This window comes from Kistimonas ophiarachnellae, assembly GCF_057552235.1.
Genome location: NZ_BAAJPA010000019.1, coordinates 1 through 18,552 on the forward strand (window position 1 = coordinate 1; position 18,552 = coordinate 18,552).

The following is an 18,552-nucleotide window of genomic DNA, read 5'->3' on the forward strand; positions in this document are numbered from 1 at the left end:
GGACTGTAACTGGATTTGTGGAAACGCTTGTCGTTAACTCCTGAAAAAGGGAGAAAAACAATGAGCGTTTAATTTGAGCAGAAACTCATCGAAAGAGTGGCCAGCCAAATCAATACTCAGGATGATCTGGCCGATCTCAGCAGAGAGCTTCTCACACGTCCATTGTCCATTGAGCGTGTTCTTGTAGCAGGTCTGAATGAATACATGGTTACAGGAAGCATGATCCTACAGGAAAGAACACGGGTAACAGCCGCAATGGACACAGGAAAAAGACCGGTGTTTGTCAACATAGTTAATGAGATGGTTCGCCCTCTTACCGGCTTCTAGGTACCTAGTCGATTGTAATTGAATATTTTCTCCCTCAGCCCCCGGCAAAAGCGTTGATTCGGAAAAAAATCGAGTGGCCAGGTACTTAATGATGAAATCCGCTTCGTACATGTCCCGCTGTCGCTGCTAAATTGTTGTCTCCCACATGAGTCCTGTAGCACTCGTCAGTGAAAATACCAGTTCACCCCGAAGACAAACAGCATGGTGGTGATAAGACCGCCGAATGTGATCCAGAACTGGCAGGAAATTGTCGCAATTTCAACCCGCAGGTCACTGCTGACTTTGTCTACCTTGCTGTTTAGTTCCGTGTATCCCTTCTCTACCTTGCCGTTTAGTTCCGTATATCCCTTGTCAATCTTGCTGTTCAGCTCGGTATAATTGCGATCTATTTTGGTGTTGAGCTGAATCAACTGGTTGTTCAGGTCGTTATAATGACGATCCATCTGCAGCTGTGTTTTTAATATCGTTTCATTCATCAGCAGGAGATCCTGCCGGGTGGCGACATGCTGTGGATCCAGCGCCTTGTCAATGCGGTGTGCCAGTTCTTCGTTAATCCCGATATGTTTCAATTCTTCGAATAATGTACTGGCCATAAGCCCTCCTGATGACGACTTTGGGCAGATAGTACGTCGTTGGCAGGCGTCAAGCTTTCAAAAAGACACCACTTTTCTTGCAGGGAAACGCATGAAACCCCGCGCTATCACTGGGATTGATGGGAATTTGAACATGCTAAGTCTTAGGTCTACCAGTGAAATTTTGCCTGGTGTCTACACCAAGGGCATAGAACATGGAATGTCATTCCAATGCAGTGGTTAGCAAAATATGGCTCTACGCCCGATATACTAGGGATTAAGCGATTTGTGAGTAAGTTAGCTGCTCCTAAGTTTCTGAGACAGATACCAAGCTTGACCCCTTTGACAGCGCGGGGTTTCATGAGTTTTCCCTGCCGGGCTTTCCGGCATAATGGTGAAATCCACTTCGTACATGTCCTGCTGTCGCTGCTAAATTGTTGTCTCCCACATGAGTCCTGTACCACTCGTCAGTGAAAATACCAATTCACCCCGAAGACAAACAGCATAGTGGTGATAAGGCCGCCGAACGTAATCCAGAACTGGCGGGAAATGGTCGCAATTTCAACCCGCAGGTCACTGCTGACTTTGTCTACCTTGCTGTTTAGTTCCGTGTATCCCTTGTCAATCTTGCTGTTCAGCTCGGTATAATTGAGGTCTATTTTGGTGTTGAGCTGCATCAACTGGTTGTTCAGGTCGTCATAATGACGATCCATCTGCAGCTGTGTTTTTAATATCGTTTCATTCATCAGCAGGAGATCCTGCCGGGTGGCGACATGCTGTGGATCCAGCGTCTTGTCAATGCGGTGTGCCAGTTCTTCGTTAATCCCGATATGTTTCAATTCTTCGAATAATGTACTGGCCATAAGCCCTCCTGATGACGACTTTGGGAAGATAGTTCGTCGTTGGCAGGCGTCAAGATTTGAAAAAGCTACCGCTTTTCTTGCGAAACGCCGGACAGCCTACTAGGGTAAAACAGTAAATAAGACTGTGGTCTTATTGATACCCATTCTCTACTTGCCAAAAAGGATTTTCGGTGATGATCAAACAATTTATGGCTGCCGTTCTGGTTGCAATGCTTGGTTTCAGCTCACTGGCTTTGGCTGAAGGTAAGTCAGGCAAGGTGAATATTAATACCGCCAGCGCCAAAGTACTGGACAAAGAACTGAAGTATGTCGGTGAAACCATTGCCAAGCGCATCGTCAAGTACCGCAAGAAGCATGGCGATTTCACCAGTATTAAAGAATTGAGCAATGTCAGGGGTATTGGTCAAAAGGTTGTTGAAGCCAATAAAAAGAATATTGTTGTTAAGTAGCGAATGATGTTACCGCAACTAAAAAAGGCCTCCAGAGTACGGAGGCCTTTTTTAGTTGCGGCTGTTGCAGTTCTGTCTCACATTGACAGGTTTTACTGCCGCCGATTGGGTTTGACCGGGAATCAGGAACACAGACTGGTAATCCGAGTCCCTGATACCGGTTACGCATTGATCAGTGTTTCAGGACAGTTTCTTTCAGCTGGTTAATTCTGTCACGTACAGCAGCCGCTTCTTCAAATTCAAGATTTTTGGCATGCTCAAACATTTGCTGCTCCAGTGTCTTCAATTCTTTCGCTAACTGCTTTGGATCCAGTGCGGTTGTATCCAGGTGTTGGACAGGCTTCACTTCAGTCGCTTTGCGCGTCTGTTTTGCACGGCGTCCAGGGATGGCGCCTTCCATGATGTCTGCAATCTGCTTGGTAACGCCCTTGGGCGTAATATTGTGTTCTTTGTTGAACGTCAGTTGTTTTTCACGCCGTCGTTCAGTTTCATCCATCGCACGTTGCATGGAACCCGTGATGCGATCCGCGTAGAGAATCGCTTTACCGTTAAGGTTACGAGCGGCCCGGCCTATTGTCTGAATCAGCGACCGATCTGAGCGCAGGAACCCTTCCTTATCGGCATCCAGAATCGCTACCAGCGACACTTCCGGCATATCCAGACCTTCCCGAAGCAAGTTAATGCCCACCAGGACATCAAAGGCGCCGATGCGCAAATCGCGAATAATCTCAACGCGTTCGACGGTATCAATATCGGAGTGCAGGTAGCGAACCCTGACACCTTGTTCGGTTAAATATTCTGTCAGGTCTTCTGCCATGCGTTTGGTCAGAACGGTAATCAGGATTCTATCACCCCGGGCAGTGCGCTTGTTGATTTCAGAGAGGACATCATCCACCTGTGTCGTGGCCGGGCGCACTTCAATCTCAGGGTCAACAAGTCCGGTGGGACGAACCACCTGGTCAACCACCTGGTCCTGATGGTCTTTCTCATAGGGGCCGGGCGTCGCCGAAACAAAGATGGTTTGTGGTCGCTTGCTTTCCCACTCTTCAAATTTCATGGGGCGGTTGTCCAGCGCGGAGGGCAGGCGGAAACCATATTCGACCAGCGTCTCTTTTCGTGAGCGGTCGCCCCGGTACATGGCGCCGATCTGCGGCACCGTGACGTGTGATTCATCAATGACCAGCAGGGAATCGGCGGGCAGGTAATCAAACAGTGTGGGTGGAGGCAGCCCCGGTCCACGACCCGAGAGATAGCGGGAATAGTTTTCAACCCCGGTGCAGTAACCCAGTTCCACCATCATTTCGATATCAAAGCGGGTACGCTGTTCCAGGCGTTGTGCTTCTACCAGTTTGTCGTTTTCCCTTAATACCTGGAGGCGTTCCGCCAGTTCAACCTTGATGGCATCAATGGCGTCAAGAATGGTTTGACGAGGTGTGACATAGTGGGACTTGGGAAAAACGGTGACCCGGGGTACACGACGCAAAACCTCACCCGTTAGCGGATCAAACCAGCTGATGTTTTCCAGTTCCTCATCAAACAACTCCAGCCGTATGGCTTCTTTTTCAGATTCCGCTGGGAAGATGTCGATCACGTCGCCGCGAACCCGGTAGGTGGCTCGCTTCAGTTCCATATCATTGCGGGTGTATTGCAGTTCAGCCAGGCGACGCAATATCTGCCGTTGATCGATGGTGTCGCCACGGCTCAGGTGCAGCACCATCTTGAAATACGACTCCGGATCACCCAAGCCGTAAATGGCCGACACGGTTGCAACGATAATGGCGTCATCCCGTTCCATCAGCGCCTTGGTGGCGGAAAGACGCATCTGTTCGATGTGATCATTTACTGAGGCATCTTTTTCAATAAACGTATCGGAGGAGGGGACATAGGCCTCCGGCTGATAATAGTCGTAGTAAGAGACAAAATACTCTACGGAATTATTGGGAAAGAACTCCCGAAACTCACCATAAAGCTGTGCCGCCAGGGTTTTGTTAGGTGCCATGATCAGCGTCGGGCGCTGCAGGTTCTGGATGACATTGGCGATGGTGAAGGTCTTGCCGGAACCGGTCACCCCCAGCAGCGTCTGGCAGGCCAGGCCGCTGTCGGCGCCGGCGGTCAGTTTACGGATGGCGTCCGGCTGGTCGCCGGCGGGCTGGAAATCGGAGACTACCTGGAATCGTGGGCCCATGGGTTCCTGCTATCCTGTGGATCATGTAGTATTGCGTCGAATGACAAGTTAGTGTGCCAATTCCTTATACAACAGGCCAGTCTGCCTGGCCGGAAGTCCCCGATCCGGGGTGAGACGCTTCCCGAAATAAAGAGGATATCAGCTTGGACCAGCAACTTTCCCGTAGAGTTCAGAGTATTAAACCTTCCCCGACCCTGGCGGTGACCACTCGGGCGGCGGAACTCCGTGCGGCTGGAAAGGATATTATTGGCCTCGGCGCCGGCGAGCCGGACTTCGATACGCCGGATCATATCAAGGAAGCGGCCATCAAGGCGATTCATGATGGCAAGACCAAGTATACCGCGGTGGACGGTACACCTGAGCTGAAGCGGGCGGTGATTGACAAGTTTGCGCGGGATAACGGTTTCAACTATGAGCCGGGGCAGATCCTGGTTTCCTGCGGTGGCAAGCAGAGTTTCTTTAACCTGGCCTTAGCGTTGCTCAATCCTGGTGACGAAGTGGTTATTCCCGCGCCTTACTGGGTGTCCTATCCGGATATGGTCACTATCGCTGAAGGTGTGCCGGTGATTGTGGAAACCACCCAGGCGACCCGCTTCAAAATGAGTGCTGACCAGCTGGAGAAGGCTATCACCGATAAAACCCGGTTGGTGGTCATTAACAGCCCGTCCAACCCGACCGGTACAGCCTACAGTGCCGATGAATTGAAAGCGCTGGCGGAAGTGTTGCTGAAGTACCCCGACGTGATGGTCGCTACCGATGATATGTATGAGCATATCCTCTGGCCGGGGCAGAGCTTCGTGAATATCCTGAATGTTTGCCCTGAACTGTATGATCGAACCATTGTGTTGAATGGGGTGTCCAAGGCCTATTCCATGACCGGATGGCGTATTGGTTATGCCGGTGGACCAAAAGCTTTGATTGCCAGCATGAAAAAGATTCAGTCCCAGAGCACCTCCAATCCCTGTTCCATTGCCCAGGCGGCGGCGGTTGCGGCACTGGCTGGTTCCCAGGAATGCGTGGCAACGATGGTTCAGGCTTTCAAGCAGCGTCATGACCATGTGGTAGAACGCCTGAACCGTTTGCCGGGTGTAGAAGCGATTAAAGCCGATGGCACTTTCTATAGCTTCCCGGATTTCTCCGGTGTGATCGCAGCGAAAGGCTATAAGTCTGACCTTGATCTGGCCGAAGCCTTGCTTGAGGCGGGTGTTGCTATGGTGCCGGGCTCCGCTTTCGGGGCAGAAGGTCATATGCGTTTGTCGTTTGCGACCAGCCTGGAAGCGCTGGATAAGGCGTTGGATCGACTGGCAATCGCGGTTGCCTGATGAATCGTCGTTAATCGTTTACAGAAAGGCCTGTTGATTGCCATGGCATCACAGGCCTTTTTTGTTGGGTGCGGTATAACGCAATGAATTAGCCCGGAAAACCGGTTGACCTCATCTGGGACGATCAGTACCATACGCCTGCATCGACTGATCCCCGATAGCTCAGTTGGTAGAGCAAATGACTGTTAATCATTGGGTCGCTGGTTCGAGTCCAGCTCGGGGAGCCATCAAAACGATGGCGTGATCAGTTGCAATCAACCGGAAGCGAGAGCATCCGGTTTTTTTGTCCGACAGTTTTGTTGGTTACTGTAGAAGGCGGTTAGCTCAGCTGGTTAGAGCGCAACGTTGACATCGTTGAGGTCGCTGGTTCGATTCCAGTATCGCCTACCATTTCCAGGCTTTTAGGAAGCATGGTTGCAGTAAAAAAGTCGGGCAAACTATTGAGTTTTAGTGCTGCTTGAGTATCATGCGGCGCATCTGAAGGCGGTTAGCTCAGCTGGTTAGAGCGCAACGTTGACATCGTTGAGGTCGCTGGTTCGATTCCAGTACCGCCTACCAATTTCGCCATTAATGGCAGTGCGTTAAAAAACAGTTTTACAGGCGGTTAGCTCAGCTGGTTAGAGCGCAACGTTGACATCGTTGAGGTCGCTGGTTCGATTCCAGTACCGCCTACCATCATCAAAAAGGGATCTGCCATGCAGATCCCTTTTTTGTTTTGCGTGTATTAAATGTCATTACTCAGAGGGCGGTGTGAGATCTCCCTCCGAGTGTGTGTTCAGTGTCTAGTTTTCGATGACATAACAGGGTTCATAATGGCTGCCGGGCAATTTCATCCGGTGCTGGGCGACGAATGAACTGAGTAGTTCATCAATGCGCAGCATCAATTCCGGTTCGCCAGACAGTCTGAACGGGCCGTGTTGCTGAATGATTTTGATGCCGCTTTCCTTGATATTGCCCGCCACGATTCCGGACATTGCACGACGAAGGTTCGCTGCCAGTTCGCTGGCGGGCATATCGTGTTTCAGGTGCAGTCCTGCCATGGACTCGTGGGTGGGTTCAAAGGGCTCCTGGAACAACCGGTCAATGGTCAGTTCCCAGTTAAAGTAGTAAGCATCCTTACTGGCCCGACGGAAGCGGGTGACTTTGTCCAGACCGGTTTTCATGGTGTCAGCCACGGTCGCGGGATCATCAATGATGATCTTGTACAGCGCCTGCGCTTCTTTGCCCAGTGTGGCGCCAATGAAATCGTCAATGCGCTGGAAGTATTCTTCGGCACTTTTCGGACCGGTAAAGACCAGGGGGAATGGAATCTGCCGGTTATTTTCGTGCAGTAGCACCCCGAGAATATAGAGAATTTCTTCGGCTGTACCGGGGCCGCCCGGGAAAACGACAATGCCATGTCCAAGCCGGACAAACGCTTCCAGTCGTTTTTCGATATCCGGCATGATCACCAGTTCGTTGACGATCGGGTTCGGGCTTTCGGCGGCAATAATGCCGGGTTCAGTCAGACCGATGAAGCGGCCTTTGTTGATGCGCTGTTTGGCATGACCGATATAGGCGCCTTTCATCGGCCCTTTCATGGCGCCGGGGCCACAGCCGGTGCAGATATCCAGGCCACGCAGCCCCATCTGGTAACCGACGACCTTCGTATAAAGATACTCTTCCCGACCGATGGAGTGACCACCCCAGCAAACGACAATGTTAGGCGGCTGTTTGGGAACGAAGGCGCGGGCATGACGGAGGATCTCGAAGACCAGGTTAGTGACATCCCGGGGTTCATTGAGTTCGAAGAGACCCTGTTCCTCCATCTCGCTGAATACATAGAGGATGTCACGCAGTACGGAAAACAGGTTCTCTTTGACGCCAAGAATCAGCTTCTGGTTAACGAACGCGCAGGCGGGCGCGTTGATCAGTTCCAGCTTAAGTCCGCGGGGCTCCTGGATGATGCGGATGTCGAAGTCTTCATGCTCCGCCATCAATTCATGTGCGTTATCTTTTTCTGACTCGCAGTTCAGTACCGCCAGTGCACACTGGCGGAACAGGGTGTAAAGCCCCGTCTTGCTGGTGTCCTGAAGCTTGCTGACCTCGTGGCTGGACAGCACGTTCATGGACCCGGTGGGGTTGACGATTGCCGTTACAGTATCGCAATGACCCATGCACATCTCCCTCTGCATGTGAACGTAAAAATCTGAAAGAACGAATGGTTTCGAGTGGTGTTCTGACCGGCGAATAATGAAAAAGTTGCCGATTATCAGTTCAGTATAGTGAATACGCCTGATTGTCAGTAATGGCGTATAGATCTGTTATATCCCTGTGAGGTGGTCTCTGTCCAGTTTGCGGAAGGGCAAAATGTTACGGGTTGTTGCCGATCCGAAAAGGCGCTTGCAATTTATCGGGAGGATTACAACAATCGGCTCTGGCAGGGCTAGCGATTCTCGCTTACCTGTACCCTGAAAGCAGACGCATAGAACAAAACAAAGAACAAGAACCGACAAAACGGGTTTCGACTGGGAGGGTTGTCATGTCCGAAGAACAGGTCGTGATTGTGGACGAGGAAAACCAGGTGACAGGTTCGGCGCCGCGGTCTGTCATGCGACGAGACGGGTTGTGTCATCGGGCGACGTTTATCTTTGTCTTTGATTCAGAAGGTTGCCTGTATATCCAGAAGCGGACGCTGACCAAGGATGTCTACCCCGGCTATTTTGATCTCGCCGCGGGTGGTGTGGTGGCCGAAGGGGAAGATTATGATTCGGCGGCTGCCCGTGAACTGTCGGAAGAGCTGGGCATCAGCGATGTGCCACTGTTGCCCCGTTTTCATTTTTATTACCACTCCGATGCGTGTCGTTTGTGGGGCAAGGTTTTCACCTGTGTCTATGACGGTCTGCTGACCTTGCAGGCAGAGGAAGTGGCGGGCGTGATCAGGGAAAAGCCGGAGGCTGTGTTGGCGGAACCTGAAAAGTACCCTTACACGCCGGATACGCTGGTCGCCTTGGAGCGGCTGATCCATTTAGAGAACGAAGAGAACACCTCGGAACAGGAGTAAATGCCAGTATGTTCACCGGAATCGTGCAGGGCCGGATGCCGGTCGCAGCGGTTGACAGCAAACCGGATTTCTCAACGCTGACGATTCAGATGGATCCCGCCTTGCTGGAGGGATTAAAGACGGGCGCCAGTATCGCAGTAAACGGCGTCTGCCTTACGGTGACTGCGTTTGGTGATGGTCAGGTATCGTTCGATGTGATGAAAGAAACGCTGCGAGTGACCAACCTGGTGGATGTTCAACCTGGGTCGTTTGTGAATGTAGAGCGCGCTGCACGTTTTTCCGATGAGATTGGTGGCCACCTGCTTTCAGGGCATGTTCACGACACCGTTGTTGTAAAAGAGGTGATTCGTGAGCCTGAGAATACAACGATCCTGTTTACAGTGGATGCTCGCTGGCGGGATTACCTGATGCCAAAAGGTTATGTAGCACTGAACGGCGCCAGCCTGACGCTGGGTGAAACTGTAACGGACGATGAATTCCGGGTTCACCTGATTCCGGAAACCCTTCGTTTAACAACGTTTGCAACGGTAGAGCCGGGCGACAAGGTGAATCTTGAAATCGATAGTCAAACTCAGGCTGTCGTGGATACGGTGAAACGCTGTCTTGGCGATCAGGCGTTTGTGCAGCGGTTGATGTCTAAATAAGTAGCCTGTTTTTGTTATAGCCGTGTGCGATTAGCCGTTGTTGTTTATTTGGATTTCAACAGACAAGCCAAATAAAGCGCCCGATATAACATTGGGAAATACTGAGATTGCTAATCGGTATGACAGATAATGGACGCTCAGTCGTGCAGCTTCTATAAATATAAGTAGCTCACTACAGTGTCCAAGCGTGGGTTGCCTACGCTGCTGAGCTTAAGCAAGAAAGAAAGCCGCTCAACCTGCATATATGGGTTCCGCGGCTTTTCTCTTTTCTGTCGTAGAAAAAACAGCCTGGGCACTTTGAGGTACTCAGGCTGTTGAGGGTTCAGGTGTCTTTGTTATCAGAAGATAATCTTGACGACGTCACTGAACCGCTTGGCAAAGTGTGCGGTCATACCTTCCTGTATATAGTCGGGTAATTCTTCATAGTCCCGCTTGTTAGCCTCAGGCAGAATGACTTCATGAATGCCGCTACGTCTTGCTGCAATCACCTTTTCGCGAATGCCTCCCACTGGGAGAACCAGGCCGGTTAGTGTCAACTCACCGGTCATGGCTAGTGGTCGTGGTTTCTGGTTACGTGCCAGGCTTAACAGGGCGCTGGCCATGGTGATGCCTGCACTGGGGCCATCCTTCGGCGTAGCGCCTTCCGGTACGTGCAGGTGGATAAACGCCTTGTCGAAAAAGTCCGCAGGGCCGCCAAACTTTTTCAGATGACTCATTACATAGCTGTAAGCGATTTCGGCGGATTCTTTCATCACCTCGCCCAGCTTTCCGGTCAGTTTGAAGCCTGGGCGAAGTGTATGGATGCAGGACGCTTCAACCGGGAGTGTCGCACCGCCCAGAGACGTCCAGGCCAGACCCGTAATAACACCCACACCCTGGACAATTTTTTCTTTACGGAAATAGGGGGCGCCCAGGTAATCGGGAAGATTCTTGGCGGTAACCGATAACTTCAGCTCCGGTTCTTTCAGAATTTGCACGACAGATTTGCGAATGATCCGTGCGAGCAGTTTTTCCAGGTGACGAACACCGGACTCTCGGGCGTATCCTTCAATAATCTGTTTCAGTGTTGTATCTGACAGTTTGATCTGGCTCTTCTTCAGCCCCGCCTTTTTCAGCTGCTTGGGCCAGAGGTGGTTTTTGGCAATCGCCACTTTCTCGCGCGTGATATAGCCGGACAGGCGGATCATATCCATCCGATCCAGCAGTGGCCCGGGAATGGTGTCCAGCTGGTTGGCAGTACAGATAAACAGTACCTTGGACAGGTCGATACGCATGTCCAGGTAGTGATCCAGGAACTCGGTGTTTTGCGAGGGATCCAGTACTTCCAGCAGGGCGGAGGCGGGATCACCCCGGAATGATGAACCAATCTTGTCGATCTCATCCAGCATGATCACCGGGTTGGCAACATCCACTTCTTTCAGTGCCTGCACCAGCTTGCCGGGCATGGCGCCGATATAGGTGCGTCGATGCCCCTTGATTTCGGATTCATCCCGCATGCCGCCAAGACTGAAACGGTAGAATTTGCGCCCCAGGGCTTCGGCCACGGATGTGCCAATCGAGGTTTTGCCAACCCCCGGCGGGCCGACCAGCAGCAAGATAGAGCCGGAGACTTCGCCTTTGTAAGCGCCAACCGCCAGGAATTCTATGATCCGGTCTTTGACGTCATCCAGCCCGTCATGATCACGATCAAGTACTTTTCGGGCATTTTCTAAATTCAATTTGTCTTCAGAGCAGACGCCCCAGGGAACTGAGGTGGCCCAGTCAAGGTAGTTACGGGTAACACCAAATTCCGGTGAGCCGATCTCCAGCAGAGCCAGCTTGTGCAACTCTTCATCAATTTTCTTCTGGACGGGTTCCGGCACCGTTTTGCCTTTCAGGCGCTGCTGGAATTCTTCGATTTCCGCGGTTTTGTCATCTTTGGAAATACCCAGTTCCCGCTGAATAACCTTGAGTTGTTCTTTCAGGAAGAACTCACGCTGGTGCTTGCTGATCTTGAGATTAACGGCTTCACTGATTTCGCTCTGCAGCTTGGCGACTTCCTGCTCCTTGCGGATCAGCACCAGTACTTTTTCCATACGACGCTGTACGGAAATGGTTTCCAGTACTTCCTGTAATTCAGCACCACGGGCGGTGGTGATAGCAGCAGCAAAATCAGCCAGCGGTGACGGATCACGGGGGCTGAACCGGTTCAGATAGTTTTTCAGTTCTTCGCTGTAGAGCGGATTCAGTGGCAGCAGTTCCTTGATGGCATTAATCAGTGCCATGGCGTAAGCCTTCAGGGTATCTGGATCTTCCTCGCTGCTGACCGGGTAGGTCACCTGGACCAGGTAGGGCGGGGTGCGGCGCAGCCATTTGACGATCTTGAAGCGCTGCATGCCGAGGGCGATGAACTGAATCTGGTCATCCACTTCCACCAGGTTGTGAATCTTGACAGCGCAGCCAATCTCGGGGAACTGGTCTGGCGTGGCTTCGTCTGAATCGGGGATATTGTCGATAAACGACAATCCCATGACCATCTGGTCCGACTGGGCGACCCGCTTCAGGGTGTCTTCCCAGGGGGCGGCAGCGAACACCAGCGGTTGCACCTGTGCCGGGAAAAAGGGCCGGTTACTGGCAGGAATCAGGTAGAGTTTGTCTGGCAGCGCCTGCTGGGGAATCACCAGTCCGGTGCTGGCCTGGGTGGATTCTTCAGCTTCATCGGAAATGATTTCCGGGGATTCTTTCTCTTGTTCGCTCATTGTACACCGAATGCTGTTTCCAGGTTTTGCCATCCCTGCCGTCAGGAAGCTGACGCTATGCCGGTTTTGCGGGCCCTGAGGATGACTCAAATGACATCATGCCTCTATAGATTGGGATGGAGACGGGGTTTTTAAATGGTGATACGTTAATTATGGCCAATATGCGCCTGCCTGTTGGAAATCACGATGATTTCTGTCAGGAGAAATGACCAACGGTAGCGGGTTAGGGTAGTGAATTGCTTTTTTGTGCGCAGGGCCGTGTAATGAGGGGCGCGAGACCGCCATTGTCACAACAATAATAACGATAAAAAGAACAATCACAGGAGAGAGTCATGGGAATACGGCGCACAAGAACCGTAAAACCCCTGTTCTCATCGTCGCAGTTTGACAGGAACAGACATTTCATCTGGCTGAAATGGCCGCTACTACTTTTGATGCTGGCACCACCGGCCTGGAGCCTGACCATCAAGGGGGTCGATATCCCCGAGGTGCTTCCTGCCCGGGACAGCCGTCCGGAGCTGGTTTTGAATGGCGCCGCCCTGCGAACCCAGTACCTGCTGGTGAATACCTACATTGGTCAGCTCTATCTGGAACAGCCCATGCAATCATCCGAGGCAATTTTTGCTGATGATGGCCACAAGCGCATGGTATTTCATGTCCTGATGAAGCGGATCAGTGCCCGCCGTGTGGCCAATGCCTTCTATGAAGCCCTGCAGCTCAATATCACCAAAGAGGAGCAGCAGGCGCTGGAATCCGAGATCAATACCATGATCAGTATGTTTGAGGGCCGGATGAAGGCGGGTGATAAAGGGGAAATTGATTATATACCCGGGCTGGGCACCCGGGTTCGCATCAGTGGCAAGGATAAAGGGATTATTCCCGGAAAAGCCTTCTTTAATGCACTGCTCTCGGTCTGGATTGGTGAAAACCCTATCAACCGGACGTTCAAGGAAGGCATTCTCGGGCTTGAGGTTTCCGAGCCGATTGAAGTCGCAGAGCAGGATCAGGGCGCCTGATCAGGCACCCTGCCGCCATCCCCGTCGAAGGCTGTCTGCGGTAAAGACAGCCAACGCTATCCAGATAAACAGAAAGCTGACCAGCCGGTTATTGTCGAACGGTTCGTTATAGACAAAAATCGCCAGGCACAGCGACAGGCTGGGGCCGATGTATTGGGTGAATCCCAGTGTTGATAGCCGGATGCGTGTTGCTGCGGCTGTGAACAGGAGCAGTGGTACGGTTGTGATAACCCCTGCAAACATCAGCCAGAGGCTGAGTTCCGGCTGTTCTACCCGAAAGGCATGGCTGTCTGTACTGACCAGGTAGCCAAACCAGGCCAGACAGAAAGGCAGCATTAATGCCGTTTCCGCCAGCAGACCGCTGACCGCTGGCAATGCAGCTTGTTTGCGAACCAACCCGTAAAAACCAAACGTAGTGGCAAGTACGAGTGCCACAATGGGCAACTTGCCTGTTGTGATGACCTGCCAGGCAACACCGGTTAAGGCCAGCAGAACGGCCAGGACTTGAGGACGTGTCAGGCGTTCCTGCAGAAACAGCATGCCCAGCAGAACATTGACCAGCGGATTGATGAAATAGCCCAGGCTGGCCTCGGTAATACGATCATCGCTCACAGCCCAGATAAATGTCAGCCAGTTCACGGCGATCAGGCTGGAGGAGAGCAGCAGTATCCGACAGGTTCGCCAGTTACGCAGTGCCGCAAGGGATTGCTTGCACGCCGAACCCTGCCAGAAACTAAGCAGCCAGAGTGCGCCGCCCAGTAGCAGAAATGACCAGAAGACCCGGTGTGCCAGCACCTCCATGGCGGAGGCGGCTTCCACCTGTTTAAAGTAAACCGGCATAAACCCATAAAAGCTGAAAGCGGCGATCGCAAAAAAAAGGCCGGAGCGGGTATTGGTCTGTGTCACTGCGTTACCGTTATACCGGGTTTCCGCAGGCGGGCTGAGATAGGCCGCAACCTGGAAAACCGTATCCTTGGGAAAAATTGTTTTTTTCTGAACTGCGCTGATAAAAAAGAACAATCTATCGGGCGCGGGGTCTACTGTTGCGGGGAAAGCTGCGTTAGAATGCGCGCCTTCAACAACATAGATTTCAGCCGGCAGGGTAGGCGGCCCGTTCTGGGGCGCACCGTATCGGCTAACGTATTCTAAGCGAAAGCGCCCGCGTTAATCACGCATCAATCAGACGCTATTACTATTCATCCGTTTCGAGAGAACAGTTCCCTGGAGTTAGGTAGATGGCTCACAGCCTCATGGAGTTCGCACTCCTTTGTCTGACCTCATTATTTACCATGATCAATCCGGTCAGCATTACACCGGTATTCAGTTCGATCACGGCCGATTTGCCGGTGCAACAGGCGCGTCATGTGGCGTTGAAGGCGACCATGACGGCGTTTGCGATCCTGGTCACTTTTGCGTTGACCGGTTCGATTATTTTCAAGGTGTTTGCGATTTCCGTGAACAGCCTGAAGATTGTCGGTGGAGTGTTGTTCTTCCTGATGGGCTATGAGATGGTTCAGGCGCGTATGGGCCGTACCCGGATCGACAAGCAGGAAGAAATGGAAGATCTGGAGGAATACACCAATAACGTGGCAATCACGCCGTTGGCGATTCCGTTGATCTGTGGTCCGGGTGCTATTGCTACCGTGATCATCTTGATGGAGCAGCACAAGGATATTCTGTTCCGTTCGGTGCTGTTCCTGTCAATCCTGACCGTAATTGGCGTGACTTACCTGTTCCTGCTGTTCGCCAAGCCGATCATGGATCGCCTGGGTGAAAGTGGTAACAAGGTGCTGATGCGGATTATGGGTTTGATCGTGATGGTTATCGCGGTGGAATACTTCTTTGGCGGCTTGAAGCCGATGCTGCGGGATATCTTTGAAATCGTCCCGTTGGTTAATCCGTAACTCTCTATCAGGCTGCCTGACTCTGGTCCGGCAGCTTGATCGGCCGTTTGGCCGTTTCTTCCCCGCAGATATTAGGAAACTCGACGTGCGCAGCTTCCTGCTCCAGAAACAGTAATGCGTCTTCCAGATGTTTGAATTGCCGCTGACGGTAACAACTGGCGCCACGGCGATCCCGGTATTCCATATAAAGGAAAACGCGAGATTCAATAAAGATCTTGTGGATTTTCACCTTCCCAGCTGCCAGCCAACAGTAAATCGGGCAATGGTAGCGGGTGTGGTGAATATGGCGACTGAACGCATCAAGGTGGACGATGGTGTCAGAAAGGATTTCGGTCGCGGGCTTTCGTGTAGGATGATGGAAGGTAACAGTCCCGCTGACGGAGTCCATAGTAGTGCCTGGAAGGTGAAAAAATGCCGGTTTGTCGTTCTGACAGTCAATAAGCTGCATTTAATCACCTTTGTTATATCGCCTCAATATATGGATGCGGGCAGGGAAGAGCTGTCGCAATGATGATCTATGGAAAGGGATAGTGGTTTTAACGCCCCTGTTCCGTAAATGCCGCAGATTGTTCCGGATGAGGTTGTTTCAGGCACGGAACTGGTATACATTTCGCCTCGCTTTCGGGGCACAGCCCGAAACGAAAGCAGATCAGCTGGTGAGGTGTCCGAGTGGCTGAAGGAGCACGCCTGGAAAGTGTGTATACGGCAACGTATCGAGGGTTCGAATCCCTCCCTCACCGCCAGAATTGAAAAGCCTGCTACCCAATGGGTAGCAGGCTTTTTTCGTTATGGGAATGATGGTTTTATCGGGTATAGCTCTGATCAACCCGGCGCATGAAAATACCAGTTCACGCCCCACACGCTCAGAATAGTGAGGATCAAACCGCCAAAGGTAATCCTGAACTGGCGTGAGAAGCCGGAAAGTTCCAGTTTCAGACCTGCTTCAACCAGTTTGATCTCAACTCTGACATCTTTAATCTCACCCCAAATTTCCTGTATTTCCTCTTGCATGGTGTGCAAATCCTGCCGGACTTCTTCCCTTAGCTCTGTAATGGCTGACTCTGTGCGAAACTGCATCTGAAGCAGGGTCTCTTGCATAACCATTAGATCTTGTTTTGTTGCGTTGTATTCGGGGGCAAGGCTTTTGTCGAGCTGATGCGCCAGCTCTTCATCAATGCCGAGGCGTTTGAGTTCATTGAACAGGTTTTTCGTCATAATCCCTGCCGCGTTGTTGGTTGCATTCTATTGATGGCAACAAGCGTAGTCTTTCTTCTTCGAAACGCGAATGTTCTTGGTTCCATGGCACCTAATGCATGCCTATGGAAAAAGGGGGGAAGATCCGGGGCTTTGTGTCTGTGCTATTTTTCTGAATAGATTTATCGTTTAGATGGGCAAGGGCTGTATGATTTTATGCAAACCATAGCCCTTGCATTTTGAATTATTCACGAATCAGGCGGGTAACTTTGTCATAGATTTCGTTAAGTGACTGTGAGCAATTTGCACCATAATGAAATTCCTTGTGACAGTTTGGGCATAAGGCGACAGTGTTTGTGATAGTGTCAGACCCTCCCTCTGCCAGATGCTTTAAATGGTGCACTTCTAAATAAGGTTCGCCGTGTGCAGTGTTGAATGGTGCTGAAGTAGAGCAGCTTTCGCATGTGCCATTTGCTTCTTTAAGCACCCACGCTTTTACTTTTGGGTCTCGTATGAATTGAGTGACTTTGTTGGTAGATGTTGTTGGTTTTACAATACCTACTGGGCATTCTAGATTCTGTTTATTCTTTAGAGTTCTTACTTGATCCTCAAAGCTCGCCATGTCGATAGGACTCCTTCCTTCGATATCGCAAATCAGGCGTTCTAAAAGTTCAACATTGTTTGAGCCAACATTCTTGGCAGGCCTTAGCCCTGAAACCCATTTTCTCCCCATCAGTGAAAATACATACGAGATGTTTTGCATCCTATACTCGTAAGCTTTTTCAGTTCTTCCAAACTTGTCTGAAAGCTCGGAATAATAGTGTTTCTTTATGAAAGCTTCATTGTTTGACTCTTTTTTCAGCATATCAATATATGCAACTACAGATGCTTTCAGCTCTTCTTTGCTCCATTGCTTGTTCAATTTTTTTCCTTGATGTTAACGGCGTTGTAGCTGTTTTTGTTGTCACAGTTGTCATTTAAAGGGGGGCGAAAATCGCTTTTAATCCAGCACGATAGCCTTCAGAGGCTTGGTGCAGTCGTTTGCGCCCGTCTATAAATCCTAATAAATAACTTGAACGTTCGATCAAGGATTAAAACAGAATGGGGAGGTTCGTGCTATAGGTAGCGTTTGTCGTCTTTGTGGGGGATGAGTCTGTGGTGCTTATTAGTTTTTTTGTAGGCTGGAAGCAAAATTTTTCTCAAATTAGTAGGGTTTACTGAATTATCCCCGATTAGTGCTCAGTCAACTGTATGCACTTGAGTGCTGAATGCTGTTTGATGGCGTCAAAGTCCCTGTCACGATGCAGGAGTGGCAGGTTGGCTTGCATGGCTGTGACTGCGATCAGGCAGTCAAGGCTCTTGCGAATGGTAACTCCATGTTTGCGCAGTTGGCGGTACAACATTGCAGAATCACGAAAGTAGGATTGGTGAACCGGGTAACTGGTCAGGCTTGTCATAAGGGTTTCAGTTTTCCGGCAGGCGCTTTCTGAACGGATTCCCTGTAAGACTTCCATAAGTATAATGGGACAAATACAGGCATCACCGGTGTTAAGTAGCATTTCCAGAGAAGCAACCTGTGGAGTGTCGGTCCCGTTAAAAAAATCGATCCAGACGCTGGTGTCAACAAGGGTATCCATTTAACGGGTTTCCCTCATGGCATTGAGGTCTCCTTCCCAGCTGATTTTGCCTTTGAGCGCGAGAAGTTCTTTTTGACGCGCACGGCGAACCAGCTCGCGCAAAGCAAAATCGACCAGTTCACGGCGGGAACTCAGGCCTGACAGAGATAACGCCTCTTCAACCAGTGCCTGATCCAGCACGATGTTGGTTCGTATTGTGTCACTCATCGTATACACTTTTTTTAATGAAATATGTGTATCAGTAGAGTAGGTGCTTTTGAAAAAGTTCACAACTAATCTATGAGTTCTGATTTTTCGGCATGATTTGGACAGTAACACTATGAATTTTCAGCAAAATTAAACTTTTTTATACGCTGGGAGGTTGTTTCAGGCCCCCTTCTGATATACAGTACGCCTCGCTTTCGGGGCACAGCCCAAAACGAAAGCAGATAAGCTGGTGAGGTGTCCGAGTGGCTGAAGGAGCACGCCTGGAAAGTGTGTATACGGCAACGTATCGAGGGTTCGAATCCCTCCCTCACCGCCAGATTTGAAAAGCCTGCCACCCATTGGGTGGCAGGCTTTTTTCGTTATAGTAAAAAATTTTGGCCATGCATAAATCTCATGGCCTGAAATTAAGACTGCTGTCGTGGTAACGTTGCCCCTTGATTTTCTGACTCAC

17 protein-coding genes and 6 tRNA genes are annotated in these 18,552 nt (G+C 50.9%); 12 read left to right on the plus strand and 11 right to left on the minus strand.

The features are described 5' to 3' along the window. Positions 1 to 491: 491 nt before the first annotated feature. Both AC27K1_RS19215 and AC27K1_RS19220 read right to left on the minus strand, forming a co-directional pair. The gene (locus AC27K1_RS19215; RefSeq protein ID WP_487152416.1) at positions 492 to 920 is read right to left on the minus strand and encodes a hypothetical protein; all 429 of its coding nucleotides are present in this window, start codon (positions 918 to 920) and stop codon (positions 492 to 494) included. Between the two features lie 446 nt (positions 921 to 1,366). Next, positions 1,367 to 1,762 (minus strand): hypothetical protein, encoded by a 396-nt coding sequence (locus AC27K1_RS19220; protein ID WP_487152417.1) that lies wholly within the window; start codon positions 1,760 to 1,762, stop codon positions 1,367 to 1,369. A gap of 173 nt (positions 1,763 to 1,935) precedes the next feature. Between AC27K1_RS19220 and AC27K1_RS19225 the strand changes: the two genes are divergently transcribed. Further along, positions 1,936 to 2,211: a ComEA family DNA-binding protein gene (locus AC27K1_RS19225; RefSeq protein WP_487152418.1), complete on the plus strand. Its 276-nt coding sequence runs from the start codon at positions 1,936 to 1,938 to the stop codon at positions 2,209 to 2,211. A 172-nt stretch (positions 2,212 to 2,383) separates the two neighbouring features. On the opposite strand, the gene uvrB is transcribed toward AC27K1_RS19225, so the two are convergent. Next, on the minus strand, positions 2,384 to 4,396 hold the full coding sequence (uvrB, locus tag AC27K1_RS19230) for an excinuclease ABC subunit UvrB (RefSeq protein WP_487152419.1): 2,013 nt from the start codon (positions 4,394 to 4,396) through the stop codon (positions 2,384 to 2,386). A gap of 143 nt (positions 4,397 to 4,539) precedes the next feature. On the opposite strand from uvrB, the gene AC27K1_RS19235 reads away from it, so the two are divergent. The 5 genes from AC27K1_RS19235 to AC27K1_RS19255 all read left to right on the plus strand — a co-directional run bounded on the left by AC27K1_RS19235 (position 4,540) and on the right by AC27K1_RS19255 (position 6,393). Next, the gene (locus tag AC27K1_RS19235; RefSeq protein ID WP_487152420.1) at positions 4,540 to 5,718 is read left to right on the plus strand and encodes a pyridoxal phosphate-dependent aminotransferase; all 1,179 of its coding nucleotides are present in this window, start codon (positions 4,540 to 4,542) and stop codon (positions 5,716 to 5,718) included. 151 nt (positions 5,719 to 5,869) lie between these two features. Then, positions 5,870 to 5,945 (plus strand) — tRNA-Asn (locus AC27K1_RS19240). Positions 5,946 to 6,031: 86 nt separating this feature from the next. Then, positions 6,032 to 6,108 (plus strand) — tRNA-Val (locus AC27K1_RS19245). A 91-nt stretch (positions 6,109 to 6,199) separates the two neighbouring features. Beyond that, a tRNA-Val gene (locus AC27K1_RS19250) sits at positions 6,200 to 6,276 on the plus strand. Positions 6,277 to 6,316: 40 nt separating this feature from the next. Further along, positions 6,317 to 6,393 (plus strand) — tRNA-Val (locus tag AC27K1_RS19255). A 107-nt stretch (positions 6,394 to 6,500) separates the two neighbouring features. Here AC27K1_RS19255 and ppnN read toward each other — a convergent pair. Then, a complete protein-coding gene (gene ppnN, locus AC27K1_RS19260; RefSeq protein ID WP_487152421.1) occupies positions 6,501 to 7,874 on the minus strand; it encodes a nucleotide 5'-monophosphate nucleosidase PpnN in 1,374 nt (457 codons plus the stop codon). A 365-nt stretch (positions 7,875 to 8,239) separates the two neighbouring features. Between ppnN and yfcD the strand changes: the two genes are divergently transcribed. Continuing rightward, complete coding sequence (yfcD, locus tag AC27K1_RS19265; protein WP_487152422.1) at positions 8,240 to 8,761, plus strand: NUDIX hydrolase YfcD; 522 nt, start codon at positions 8,240 to 8,242, stop codon at positions 8,759 to 8,761. An 8-nt stretch (positions 8,762 to 8,769) separates the two neighbouring features. Continuing rightward, positions 8,770 to 9,405, plus strand: a complete 636-nt coding sequence (locus AC27K1_RS19270) for a riboflavin synthase subunit alpha (protein WP_487152423.1) — start codon at positions 8,770 to 8,772, stop codon at positions 9,403 to 9,405. 338 nt (positions 9,406 to 9,743) lie between these two features. On the opposite strand, the gene lon is transcribed toward AC27K1_RS19270, so the two are convergent. Next, a complete protein-coding gene (lon, locus tag AC27K1_RS19275) occupies positions 9,744 to 12,143 on the minus strand; it encodes an endopeptidase La (RefSeq protein WP_487152424.1) in 2,400 nt (799 codons plus the stop codon). A 332-nt stretch (positions 12,144 to 12,475) separates the two neighbouring features. On the opposite strand from lon, the gene AC27K1_RS19280 reads away from it, so the two are divergent. After that, complete coding sequence (locus tag AC27K1_RS19280) at positions 12,476 to 13,159, plus strand: chalcone isomerase family protein (protein ID WP_487152425.1); 684 nt, start codon at positions 12,476 to 12,478, stop codon at positions 13,157 to 13,159. On the opposite strand, the gene rarD is transcribed toward AC27K1_RS19280, so the two are convergent. Next, positions 13,160 to 14,065 carry an EamA family transporter RarD gene (rarD, locus tag AC27K1_RS19285; protein ID WP_487152427.1) on the minus strand — a complete coding sequence of 302 codons (906 nt, stop codon included), beginning with the start codon at positions 14,063 to 14,065 and terminating at the stop codon, positions 13,160 to 13,162. A gap of 329 nt (positions 14,066 to 14,394) precedes the next feature. Here rarD and AC27K1_RS19290 point away from each other — a divergent pair, with 329 nt between their 5' ends. Beyond that, complete coding sequence (locus AC27K1_RS19290) at positions 14,395 to 15,063, plus strand: MarC family protein (protein WP_487152428.1); 669 nt, start codon at positions 14,395 to 14,397, stop codon at positions 15,061 to 15,063. Between the two features lie 7 nt (positions 15,064 to 15,070). On the opposite strand, the gene AC27K1_RS19295 is transcribed toward AC27K1_RS19290, so the two are convergent. After that, complete coding sequence (locus tag AC27K1_RS19295; RefSeq protein WP_487152429.1) at positions 15,071 to 15,511, minus strand: hypothetical protein; 441 nt, start codon at positions 15,509 to 15,511, stop codon at positions 15,071 to 15,073. Between the two features lie 207 nt (positions 15,512 to 15,718). Between AC27K1_RS19295 and AC27K1_RS19300 the strand changes: the two genes are divergently transcribed. Next, positions 15,719 to 15,806 (plus strand) — tRNA-Ser (locus AC27K1_RS19300). A 79-nt stretch (positions 15,807 to 15,885) separates the two neighbouring features. On the opposite strand, the gene AC27K1_RS19305 is transcribed toward AC27K1_RS19300, so the two are convergent. The 4 genes from AC27K1_RS19305 to AC27K1_RS19320 all read right to left on the minus strand — a co-directional run bounded on the left by AC27K1_RS19305 (position 15,886) and on the right by AC27K1_RS19320 (position 18,101). Continuing rightward, on the minus strand, positions 15,886 to 16,278 hold the full coding sequence (locus AC27K1_RS19305) for a hypothetical protein (RefSeq protein WP_487152430.1): 393 nt from the start codon (positions 16,276 to 16,278) through the stop codon (positions 15,886 to 15,888). A gap of 223 nt (positions 16,279 to 16,501) precedes the next feature. Beyond that, positions 16,502 to 17,179: an HNH endonuclease gene (locus tag AC27K1_RS19310; RefSeq protein WP_487152431.1), complete on the minus strand. Its 678-nt coding sequence runs from the start codon at positions 17,177 to 17,179 to the stop codon at positions 16,502 to 16,504. A 310-nt stretch (positions 17,180 to 17,489) separates the two neighbouring features. Then, on the minus strand, positions 17,490 to 17,894 hold the full coding sequence (gene vapC, locus AC27K1_RS19315; RefSeq protein ID WP_487152432.1) for a type II toxin-antitoxin system VapC family toxin: 405 nt from the start codon (positions 17,892 to 17,894) through the stop codon (positions 17,490 to 17,492). Then, positions 17,895 to 18,101, minus strand: coding sequence for a type II toxin-antitoxin system VapB family antitoxin (locus AC27K1_RS19320; RefSeq protein WP_487152434.1), 207 nt, complete (start codon positions 18,099 to 18,101; stop codon positions 17,895 to 17,897). Positions 18,102 to 18,329: 228 nt separating this feature from the next. On the opposite strand from AC27K1_RS19320, the gene AC27K1_RS19325 reads away from it, so the two are divergent. Then, positions 18,330 to 18,417: transfer RNA gene (locus tag AC27K1_RS19325), tRNA-Ser, on the plus strand. Positions 18,418 to 18,552: the final 135 nt, after the last annotated feature.